7 protein-coding genes are annotated in these 10,712 nt (G+C 62.5%); 3 read left to right on the top strand and 4 right to left on the bottom strand.

The genetic code is table 11. From position 1 onward, the window contains the following. Nucleotides 1-755 (bottom strand): ABC transporter permease (locus tag RAC79_RS11425; protein ID WP_374997002.1); only part of this gene is annotated, 755 nt, incomplete at its 3' end. A gap of 112 nt (nucleotides 756-867) precedes the next feature. After that, nucleotides 868-1,641 carry an ABC transporter substrate-binding protein gene (locus RAC79_RS11420; protein WP_065655922.1) on the bottom strand — a complete coding sequence of 258 codons (774 nt, stop codon included), beginning with the start codon at nucleotides 1,639-1,641 and terminating at the stop codon, nucleotides 868-870. A gap of 336 nt (nucleotides 1,642-1,977) precedes the next feature. Here RAC79_RS11420 and RAC79_RS11415 point away from each other — a divergent pair, with 336 nt between their 5' ends. Continuing rightward, nucleotides 1,978-4,254: an OmpA family protein gene (locus tag RAC79_RS11415; protein WP_174039367.1), complete on the top strand. Its 2,277-nt coding sequence runs from the start codon at nucleotides 1,978-1,980 to the stop codon at nucleotides 4,252-4,254. Between the two features lie 287 nt (nucleotides 4,255-4,541). Here the strand turns inward: RAC79_RS11415 and RAC79_RS11410 are convergent, their stop codons facing one another. Together RAC79_RS11410 and RAC79_RS11405 are read right to left on the bottom strand one after the other, a co-directional pair. Then, nucleotides 4,542-5,465 carry a pseudouridine-5'-phosphate glycosidase gene (locus tag RAC79_RS11410; RefSeq protein WP_065655925.1) on the bottom strand — a complete coding sequence of 308 codons (924 nt, stop codon included), beginning with the start codon at nucleotides 5,463-5,465 and terminating at the stop codon, nucleotides 4,542-4,544. Nucleotides 5,466-5,494: 29 nt separating this feature from the next. Beyond that, nucleotides 5,495-6,436 carry a carbohydrate kinase family protein gene (locus RAC79_RS11405; RefSeq protein WP_003525162.1) on the bottom strand — a complete coding sequence of 314 codons (942 nt, stop codon included), beginning with the start codon at nucleotides 6,434-6,436 and terminating at the stop codon, nucleotides 5,495-5,497. A 246-nt stretch (nucleotides 6,437-6,682) separates the two neighbouring features. Between RAC79_RS11405 and recA the strand changes: the two genes are divergently transcribed. Both recA and alaS read left to right on the top strand, forming a co-directional pair. Beyond that, entirely contained in the window at nucleotides 6,683-7,768 is a 1,086-nt protein-coding gene (recA, locus tag RAC79_RS11400) for a recombinase RecA (RefSeq protein WP_065655927.1), read from the top strand. A gap of 232 nt (nucleotides 7,769-8,000) precedes the next feature. Next, complete coding sequence (alaS, locus tag RAC79_RS11395) at nucleotides 8,001-10,664, top strand: alanine--tRNA ligase (protein ID WP_065655928.1); 2,664 nt, start codon at nucleotides 8,001-8,003, stop codon at nucleotides 10,662-10,664. Nucleotides 10,665-10,712 lie beyond the last annotated feature (48 nt).

Here is a 10,712-nt window from a genome sequence, read left to right as displayed (position 1 = left end):
CCGATGGAGGAAAGCAGCGCGAGGATGAGGTAGAGCAGGCAGGCGATGCTGTAGAAGAAGAAGGCTTCCTTGCTGACGCGGGCGGCAATGCCGGTCTGGCGAACGATATCGGCAAGGCCGATGATCGAGACGTAAGAGGTGTCTTTCAGCAGGATGACCCAGAGATTGGTCATGCCGGGAAGGGCGATCCTGACCAGCTGCGGAATGATGATGAGCACCATGGTGCGGCCCCGCGAAAGCCCCAGTGCCGCACCCGCCTCATATTGCCCCTTCGGTATGGCCTTGAAGGCGGACAGCAGCACTTCGGACGCATAGGACGAAAACACCACGGACAGCGCCACCATGCCCGCCACGAAGGCGTTGATCTCGACCGGACCGGTGATGCCGACATAACCGGCCACCGATTGCAGCAGCATCTGGATGCCGTAATAGACGATGAAGAGCGTCAGGAGTTCCGGCAGGCCGCGGAAGATGGTGGTGTAGATGCCGGTCGCCAGCCGCAGCGATTTTTCTTCCGATTGTGCGGCGAGCGCGATGAGAAAACCGATCAGCAGCCCGACGGGCAGGGTGGCGAGCGCCAGCGAGATGGTGACCTTGACGCCGAAGGCGATTTCATCGCCCCATCCTGCATCGCCGCAGGCGACCAGGGTGCCGTTTCCGAAAAGCGAGAAGAGACCGACCGGCCCGCAGAAGGGATCGAGAAGTGTCGAGACATAGGTCCAGAACGCACCTATGGCGGAAAATGCTCCGCTCATGCCAATTTTCCCCTGCGGTCTTAAGCCGCCGTGATTGTTATCGTGACGTTTTCAAACAAAAATGGCGGAAGGGCAAGCCTTCCGCCACGAGATTTCAACAGATCGAACCGGCTTAATCGCCGTAAACGTCGAAATCGAAGTATTTTTTGTTGATCTCCTGATACTTGCCGCTGGCGCGGATACCGGCGATTGCGGCCGTAAACTTGTCAGCCAGCGCCGTGTCGCCCTTGCGCACAGCAATGCCTGCGCCATTGCCGTTGATCTCGGGATCGACCTTGAGCGGCGTCAGGATCTTGCAGCAGGCGCCCGCATCCGTCTTCAGCCATTCCGACAGCACGACGATATCGTCGATGACGGCGTCGATACGGCCATTGGCGATGTCGAGCTTATATTCGTCGGCGGTCGGATACATCTTCACGTCGGCATCCGGGAAATGCTTTTCGGCATAATTGGAGTGGGTGGTGGAACCCTGCGCGCCGAGCGACTTGCCCTTCAGATCGTCGACGGACTTGATCGGCGAATCCTTCGGCACGGCGATGGCCGGCGGGGTGTTGTAATATTTCTTGGAGAAGTCGACCTTCTCGAGACGCTCGGGCGTGATCGACATGGACGCGATGATGGCGTCGAACTTCTTGGCCTGAAGGGCGGGGATGATGCCGTCCCAGTCATTGGTGACGAAGGTGCATTCGGCCTTCATTTGTTCGCACAGCGCCTTGGCGATGTCGATGTCGAAGCCGGTCAGCGTGCCGTCGGCTTCGAGATTGTTGAAGGGCGGATAGGCGCCTTCGGTGCCGATAACGATCTTGTCCTGCGCGAGGGCAGCACCTGAAAACAGCGAGATGGCGGCAATCGATACGGCTGCGAGCAGACGGGTGGAAATAGGCATTTCGATCCTCTCTTTTGGTCGTTCATCCGCGGTCTGTTGTTGTTTTCAGTGCGGACGCCATGGGCGCAGGGCGCAGCGGATGATACCGCCTGTAGCCTTCAGCGCGGATGCGATTATTCATCCGGTTGGTCAAAAAATGCAACTGCAATATTAGTGACCGCGATTGTGCCGCAGAGCTTCCACGAAAACGCCTTGATCTGTTCATTTCCGGTACAGAAGGCTTTGTCCATCATGGGAACCGAAGTGTGTGCGAGGCGTTGACCAGCGCCTGCACGCGCAGCCGGAATCAAGATGTCGCAAGACTGGCGACCAATAATGGCAGATGAGGAAACACCGATGCTGAAGAAGAACACATTGCTGACGGGGGTGGTTTTCCCCCTCATGTCGCTGGCGATTGCGGTGGAGCCGGCCGCGGCCGGTTTTGCCGGTGCTGCGCGGGCGCAGACGCCCGTGTCGCAGGCGCTTCCCGGCGATGCTGCGACCGGTCAGGTGATTCTGGCGCAGGCGCAGCCGGAAGAACCGAACCCGGAAGAGGAACTGCGCAAGCGTCGCAAGCAGGCCGAAGAGGAGCAGCCGCAGGCCGAGCCCCAACGACAGGAGCGTGCGCCGGAGCCGCAGCGCGAACCGGAGTCCAAGCGCGAAGCCGCGCCTGCCGAACCGCGCCCTGAGCCACAACGGGAACCCCAGCGGGAGCCGCAGCCCGAACCCCAGCGGGAACCGCAGCAGCGCGAGGCCCGCCCGGAGCCCGCGCCGGTCGAGCAGCCGCAGGAGCGCCCCCGCAAACCCGAACGCGCGCAGGAGCCGCAGGGCGAGGGCGAACAGCGCCCCGCACGCCAGCGCGAGGCCACGCCCGAAGCCGCACCGGCAGAAGAGCAGCCGAAGGAACGTCCGCGCAAGCCGGAACGGGCCGAGCAGCCCGCAGGTGAGGGCGAGCAGCGTCCCGAGCGTCCCCGCAAGGAGCGCGCGAAGGAACCCGCTGCCGAACAGGAGCCCGCAGCACGCCCTGAAAATGCCGGCGAGCCGGCCAAGCCCCGCGAACAAGCACCCGCCAAAAAGCCACCGGTAGAGGAAAAGGCCCCGGAACAGAAAGCCGAACCGGCCGAAAAAGCCGTTCCGGAGAAAAAGCCGGCCGCCCCCGAGCCCGCCGCGAAGGAAGCACCGGTTCCGACCGAAGCGCCGACGCCCGCGCGTCCGCCGGCACCTGAAGCCCAGCCCAACCCCGCACCGGGCCGTCAGCCCTCGGAACAGCCGCCGGTAGAGGGTCAGGGCAGAACCGAACCCGCAGCCCCGCTGCCAGGCGCGCCGACGCCGCCGCCGAGCGGTACGACAACCGGACAGGCGCCGGCCGGTGAACCCGTTCCCAATCAGGTCGCTGTTCCGCAGACGGAAGCGCCGCCGATGACGAAGGAGGAACTGGACAAGGCCAAGGCCATCGCCAAGGACCCGTCCAAGACCGCCGATACCGTCATTCTGCCGGTCGACAAGGGCGCTGCCGTTCTCGACAGCGACAAGGAAGTGGAACGTTCCGGCAACCGCCAGACCCGCGAGGAGCGCCGTCGTGAACGCGAACAGGCGGGTGACGTGAAGGTCCCGACCTCCGACGCCGAAGCGCAGCGCGCCGGCGCCGCCGAAGGCAAGGCCCCGCCGCCGCCCGTCAAGATGGAAGCCATCACCTCGCAGCAGGGCGAGCGTGTCGACCGCCGCCCGCAATATGAGCGGCCGGAAGGCGTGCGCGAATGGCAGCCGCGCGAAGGCCGCCCGCGTGACCGTGACCGCGATGCGCCGATCATCCTGCAATTCGGCGACCGTGTCGTGGTGCGCGGCGACGACAACCAGCGCTTCATCCGCGATGGCGGCGAGCCCTACTACGAGCGTCTGCCCGGCGGCCGTGTCCGCGAAACCGTGGAGCGTCGTGACGGAACGCAGGTGGTGACGATCCGCAACCGTTATGGCGACGTGATCCAGCGCTCGCGCATCGACGATCGCGGCCGCGAATATGTGCTGTTCTATGCACCGGAGCTGATGGAAGATCCCGACCGCGACTACGTCTATCGCGATCCGGGCCTCGACCTGCCGCCGATGCGCCTGCGCATTCCCGTGACGGACTACATCATCGACACCTCGAGCGATCCGGACCGCGATTATTACCGCTTCCTGGAACAGCCGCCGGTCGAGCCGGTGGAGCGTGTCTATTCGCTGGATGAAGTGCGTTATTCGGCCCGTATCCGCGACAAGGTGCGCCGTATCGACCTCGATACCATCACCTTCGCCACCGGCAGCGCCGAAATCCCGATGACGCAGGCCCGTTCGCTGCGCAAGGTGGCGGATGCGATCAACAAGGCGCTGGACAAGAACCCGGGTGAAACCTTCCTGATCGAGGGTCATACCGACGCCGTCGGCTCGGATGAAAGCAACCTCGTTCTTTCCGACGAGCGCGCCGCTTCCGTCGCCAATGTCTTGACCGATGTTTACGGCATTCCGCCGGAAAACCTCGCGACGCAAGGTTATGGTGAGCGTTATCTGAAGGTCCAGACGCTCGGCCCGGAACAGCAGAACCGCCGCGTCACCATCCGCCGCGTGACGCCGCTGGTGAAGCCGGTCGCCCAGAACTGATCGGGTTCGACAGGAAAAACAAAGGCCCGGAAGCGCAAGCTCTCCGGGCCTTTTTTGTTGCTTACGATGTCCCCAGCGCCGAGGCGTTTGGCAAAGCTTGATCATCCGCAATCCGTCACCCCGGACCAGATCCGGGGTCCAGCGTGATCAAGTCCTTGATCACGAAAGACTCTTTCACGGCGCAGACGCGCCGTGGCTGGATGCCGGATCTAGTCCGGCATGACGGAGGAGAGGTTTTCGAACCCTGCCGTCACTTGCAAACTTGAGGATAATCCCAAACCCGGCGGTTAATTCAGCGCCACCGCAATCTCCGCTGCCAGCTGCGCATTGTTGCGCACCAGCGCGATATTGGTTTCCAGGCTACGGCCATCCGTCAGGCGGAAGATGTCGCCGAGCAGGTAGGGGGTGACTTCCTTGCCGGTGATATCGTCGCGCTCGGCGTGGGAGATGGCGCGGTTGATGTAGATTTCCATTTCCTCGCGTGGAATTTCGTCCTCTTCCGGCACGGGATTGGCCACCAGCATGCCGCCATCGATGCCGAGCTGTTCGCGGGTTGTCTGGAAATTGGCGATTGCCGCCGGGCTGTTGAGCGAAAGCGGGCTCGGCAGGCCGGAGGAGCGCGACCAGAAAGCCGGGAATTCTTCCGAGCCGAAAGTGACGACCGGCACGCCATTGGTTTCGAGAACCTCAAGCGTCTTCGGAATATCGAGAATGGCCTTGGCGCCGGCGCAGACGACGATCACGCCGGTCTTCGCAAGCTCGGTCAGATCGGCGGAGATGTCGAAGGTCTCTTCCGCGCCCTTGTGCACGCCGCCAATGCCGCCGGTGGCGAAAACGCGGATGCCGGCGCGGGCGGCGGCGATCATGGTGGCGGCCACCGTGGTAGCACCCGTGCGGCGCTCGGCGATCGCGAAGGCGATGTCGGCGCGCGAGACCTTCATGGCGTCGGTGGTCTGGGCCAGAGCCTCGAGCTGGTCTTTCTCAAGGCCGATATGCAGAGTGCCGTGAATGACCGCGATGGTGGCCGGAACCGCACCCTGATCGCGGATGATCTGTTCGACGCTTTCCGCCATCTCGATATTGCCGGGATAGGGCATGCCGTGGGTGATGATGGTCGATTCAAGCGCCACGATCGGCGCACCGCGCTGCTTGGCGGCGGCGACTTCCTGAGAATAGACGATGGGCAGGAGTGGAGAGATAGGGCGGGTCATTTCATCTGTTCCAGTTTTTAAAAGCGGGTTCATGCCAGCATTTCAGCCCGGGGAACAAGCCCCAACATGGCTTCGACACTGTCTTTTGATAGTTCGTGGGAGGTGGCGAAGGGTGACTGCACGGTGATGGCCGCTGCCGCCGCGCCTTGCCTCAACGCTTCCGCAATCGTCTTTCCCTCGGCGATGGCGGCGAGATAACCCGACGCCATCGCGTCGCCCGCGCCGGTCACGTCCTTCACCTCGCGGATGAGGGGCGGATGGAGGATCGCCGTCTCCGTCCTGCTGAAGGCCACCACCTCGCTTGCGCCGCGGGTGACGACGCCGCCGGCAAGCCCGGCCTTGCGCAGGATGTCGGGCCAGTCGCGGACATTGGCCGTCGTTTCGCCGGTGAGCGCGCGGGCTTCCGCCTCGTTCATGAAGAGAATGTCGATATCGCCGAGCGCCGCTTTCAGCTTCACCGCCTTGGCGGGGGATATGGCGATGGCCGCCAGCGGCTTTTCGCAGGCGCGGGCGACGAGGCCGAGCGCCGTCAGCGTGTCTTCCGGCAGATTGGCGTCGCAGAGCAGGATGTCGCTCGCCGTGATCGCCTCGCGCACGGCGCGTATCTTGAGGCGGCGCGGGGTGAAGAGCTTATAAAGGTCCATATCGGCCAGCGCGATGACCAGATTGCCGTCGCGCTCCAGAATGGCGGTGTAGCTCGGCGTGCGGCGGTCGAGGAAGGTGAAGGGCGTGTCTTCCACGCCCGCCTGCCGTGCGGCCTCCGCCACCGCCTCACCGGTCGCGTCGCCGCCGCGTGGGGCGATGATGCGGACCTGAAAACCGAGGCGGGAAAGATTGCGCGCGGCGTTGAAACCGCCGCCGCCGGCCTCTTCCATCCAGGAGCCAGGGTTGCTCGCGCCGGGCGCCGTCTCAGTCTCGATCATGCCGCGCCTGTCGATATGCGCGCCGCCCAGAACGAGTATTTTCTTCACGCTTGCGTTTCCCTCTTTGGCGGATGGAAAGACCGGACGATTCGGCCTAAACTGACGTCTTCCTGACCTCGCATCCGGTTTGCGGCCATGGGCCGGGCACGGAAAAACGAAAGCAGAACAAACGACTTATCGCTATTTGTTTTCAATATGCTGGCTCAGCCTTGCGAAATGAGAACAAATAGAGTACATACCGTTTCCATACTGCTTCATTGCCTGTGCGGCTTCAATAACCTAAAGGTGGTTCGGATGGCACAAAATTCTTTGCGTCTCGTAGAGGATAAATCGGTGGATAAAAGCAAGGCACTGGAAGCGGCGCTCTCCCAGATCGAACGGTCGTTCGGCAAGGGATCGATCATGAAGCTCGGTTCCAATGAAAACGTGGTTGAAGTGGAGACCGTTTCGACGGGTTCGCTCAGCCTGGATATCGCGCTCGGCATCGGCGGTCTGCCGAAGGGGCGCATCATTGAAATTTATGGCCCGGAAAGCTCGGGCAAGACGACGCTGGCATTGCAGACCATTGCCGAAGCCCAGAAGAAGGGTGGCATCTGCGCCTTCGTGGACGCCGAACATGCGCTCGATCCGGTCTATGCCCGCAAGCTTGGCGTGGATCTGCAGGGTCTTCTGATCTCGCAGCCGGATACGGGCGAACAGGCGCTGGAAATTACCGATACGCTGGTGCGTTCCGGCGCGGTTGATGTGTTGGTCGTCGACTCCGTTGCGGCGCTGACGCCGCGGGCCGAAATCGAAGGCGAAATGGGCGACAGCCTGCCGGGTCTTCAGGCCCGTCTGATGAGCCAGGCGCTGCGCAAGCTGACCGCTTCGATCTCCAAGTCGAAGTGCATGGTGATCTTCATCAACCAGATCCGCATGAAGATCGGCGTCATGTTCGGTTCGCCGGAAACGACGACGGGCGGTAACGCTCTGAAGTTCTATGCGTCCGTTCGTCTCGACATTCGCCGCATCGGCTCCGTCAAGGAGCGCGAAGAGGTTGTCGGCAACCAGACGCGCGTCAAGGTCGTCAAGAACAAGATGGCGCCGCCCTTCAAGCAGGTGGAATTCGACATCATGTATGGCGAAGGCGTTTCCAAGACCGGTGAGCTTGTCGATCTCGGCGTGAAGGCCGGCATCGTCGAGAAGTCCGGTGCATGGTTCTCCTATAACAGCCAGCGTCTGGGGCAGGGGCGTGAAAACGCCAAGATGTTCCTGCGCGACAATCCGGAAACGGCCAACGAAATCGAACTGGCACTGCGCCAGAATGCCGGCCTGATCGCCGACCGCTTCCTGCAGAATGGCGGCCCGGAAGCCGGTGACAGCGACGGTGACGACGGCTGATTTGGGTAAAGCTGCGGCGTGTTCTCCGCCCGGCTGCTGCGCTCGATATGAATTGGCATAACAAAAAGGCCGTGCGATTTGCCTCGCATGGCCCTTTTTGTTTGTCGGCGCGCCTTCGCGGGCCTCCATGGCTGGACAGGGCCGGGTGCGGACGATAAAAGCCAGTGATTTTGCAATATAGCCATCCTTCGGGGTGGAAGTGATGGACTCCAGCTGTGAGCGGTGTGTGGGCATGAGCGGTGTGAATGAAATTCGGTCGACCTTTCTCGACTACTTCAAGAAGAACGGACACGAGATCGTGCCCTCCAGCCCGCTGGTGCCGCGCAACGATCCGACACTGATGTTCACCAATGCCGGCATGGTGCAGTTCAAGAACGTCTTCACCGGTCTTGAAAGCCGTCCCTATTCCACGGCCGCTTCGGCGCAGAAGTGCGTGCGCGCCGGCGGCAAGCATAACGACCTCGACAATGTCGGTTATACCGCCCGCCACCACACCTTTTTCGAAATGCTCGGTAATTTCTCCTTCGGCGATTATTTCAAGGAAGAGGCGATCACCCATGCCTGGAACCTGATCACCAAGGAATTCGGCATCGACCGCAACCGTCTGCTGGTCACCGTCTACCACACCGACGACGAGGCCTTTAACCTCTGGAAGAAGATCGCCGGTTTCTCTGACGACCGCATCATCCGCATTCCGACCAGCGACAATTTCTGGGCGATGGGCGATACCGGCCCCTGCGGTCCGTGTTCGGAAATCTTCTACGATCATGGCGATCATATCTGGGGCGGCCCGCCCGGCTCGCCGGAAGAAGATGGCGACCGTTTCATCGAAATCTGGAACCTCGTCTTCATGCAATATGAGCAGCTGACGAAGGAAGAGCGCATCGACCTGCCGCGTCCGTCGATCGACACCGGCATGGGTCTTGAGCGCATTTCGGCGCTGCTGCAGGGCAAGCATGACAATTACGATACGGACCTGTTCCGCGCGCTGATTTCCGCTTCCGTGGAAGCGACCGGCGTTCCGGCCGAAGGCGAAAAGCGCGCCAGCCACCGCGTCATCGCCGACCACCTGCGCTCGTCCGCCTTCCTGATCGCCGATGGCGTCCTGCCGTCGAACGAAGGTCGCGGTTATGTTCTGCGCCGCATCATGCGCCGCGCCATGCGCCATGCCGAACTTCTCGGCGCGCGTGAGCCGCTGATCTACAAGCTTTTGCCGGCGCTGGTGCAGCAGATGGGCCGCGCCTATCCGGAACTGGTCCGTGCCGAAGCGCTGATTTCCGAGACGCTGAAGCTTGAAGAAACCCGTTTCCGCAAGACGCTGGAACGCGGCCTGTCGCTGCTTTCCGATGCGACGTCGACGCTGCACAAGGGCGACATGCTGGATGGCGAGACCGCCTTCAAGCTCTACGACACCTATGGTTTCCCGCTGGACCTGACGCAGGATGCGCTGCGCGCCCGCGAAATCGGCGTCGATATTTCCGGCTTCACCGATGCGATGGAGCGCCAGAAGGCCGAAGCCCGCTCGCACTGGGCCGGTTCCGGCGACAAGGCGACCGAGACCGTCTGGTTCGAGCTCAAGGAAAAGCTCGGTGCGAGCGAATTTCTCGGTTACGACACCGAAACCGCCGAAGGCGTCATCCAGGCAATCGTCAAGGACGGCAAGTCGGTGGATAGCGCTGCCGATGGCGAGACGGTGCAGGTCGTCGTCAACCAGACGCCGTTTTATGGCGAGTCCGGCGGCCAGATGGGCGATACCGGCGTGATTTCCGGCGACAATGGCGCCTTTGCCGTTTCCGATACTCAGAAGAAGGGCGAAGGCCTCTTCGTGCATTTGGGCACGGTCTCCAAGGGCGGTCTGAAAGTTGGCGATGCCGTTCAGCTGACGGTCGATCATGACCGCCGCTCGCGTCTGCGCGCCAACCATTCCGCCACCCACCTGTTGCACGAGGCGCTGCGCGAAGTGCTCGGCACACACGTTGCCCAGAAGGGTTCGCTGGTTGCGCCCGAGCGCCTGCGTTTCGACGTTTCGCATCCGAAGCCGATGTCGGCCGAAGAGCTGAAGGTCGTCGAAGAAATGGCGAACGAAATCGTGCTGCAGAACTCGCCGGTCGTGACCCGCCTGATGAGCGTCGACGACGCCATTGCCGAGGGCGCCATGGCGCTGTTCGGTGAAAAATACGGTGACGAAGTTCGCGTTGTCTCCATGGGCACCGGCCTGCATGGCGCAAAAGCCAACCGTCCCTATTCCGTCGAGCTTTGCGGCGGCACGCATGTGGCGGCCACCGGCCAGATCGGCCTCATTCGCATTCTCGGCGAAAGCGCCGTCGGTGCGGGCGTGCGCCGTCTCGAAGCCGTGACCGGGCAGGGCGCGCTTGCCTATCTGGCCGAACAGGATGAGCGTGTGAAGGCGCTCGCTTCTTCGCTGAAGGTGCAGCCGGGCGATGTACTGTCGCGTGTCGAAGGTCTGCTCGATGAGCGCAAGAAGCTGGAGCGCGAACTTGCCGATGCCCGCCGGAAACTTGCCATGGGCGGCGGTTCGGCGGATGCCGGCGCAAGCGACGTCAAGCAGGTCGCGGGCGTCAACTTCCTGGCAAAATCCATGTCCGGCATCGATGCCAAGGACCTCAAGGGTCTTGCCGATGAGGCCAAGGCCAATCTCGGCTCGGGCGTCGTGCTGTTGATCGCCGTTTCCGAAGACGGCAAGGCAAGCGCTGTCGCTGCCGTGACCGAAGATCTGACAGCCCGTTTCAGCGCTGTCGATATCGTCCGCACCGCTTCCGCCGCACTTGGCGGCAAGGGCGGCGGCGGTCGCCCTGATATGGCGCAGGCGGGTGGTCCCGATGGTGCAAAGGCGCAGGATGCCATCGAGGCGGTGGCAGCGGCCCTAGCGGCCTAGCCAGTGTAAATTGAGAAGGGCGGGGTTTTACCCCGCCCTTTTGCTTTC

Origin of the sequence: Agrobacterium sp. LR_9 (genome assembly GCF_041954855.1) — a bacterium.
Classification (GTDB): domain Bacteria; phylum Pseudomonadota; class Alphaproteobacteria; order Rhizobiales; family Rhizobiaceae; genus Agrobacterium; species Agrobacterium leguminum.
The sequence above is the reverse complement of the archived record's forward strand: the minus strand, read 5'-3'. Positions and strand labels throughout refer to the sequence as shown.

Coding starts and splice junctions, on each gene's coding strand:
- RAC79_RS11420 (WP_065655922.1), bottom strand. CDS start 1,641: ATGCCTATTTCCACCCGTCTGCTCGCAGCCGTATCGATTGCCGCCATC.
- RAC79_RS11415 (WP_174039367.1), top strand. CDS start 1,978: ATGCTGAAGAAGAACACATTGCTGACGGGGGTGGTTTTCCCCCTCATG.
- RAC79_RS11410 (WP_065655925.1), bottom strand. CDS start 5,465: ATGACCCGCCCTATCTCTCCACTCCTGCCCATCGTCTATTCTCAGGAA.
- recA (WP_065655927.1), top strand. CDS start 6,683: ATGGCACAAAATTCTTTGCGTCTCGTAGAGGATAAATCGGTGGATAAA.
- alaS (WP_065655928.1), top strand. CDS start 8,001: ATGAGCGGTGTGAATGAAATTCGGTCGACCTTTCTCGACTACTTCAAG.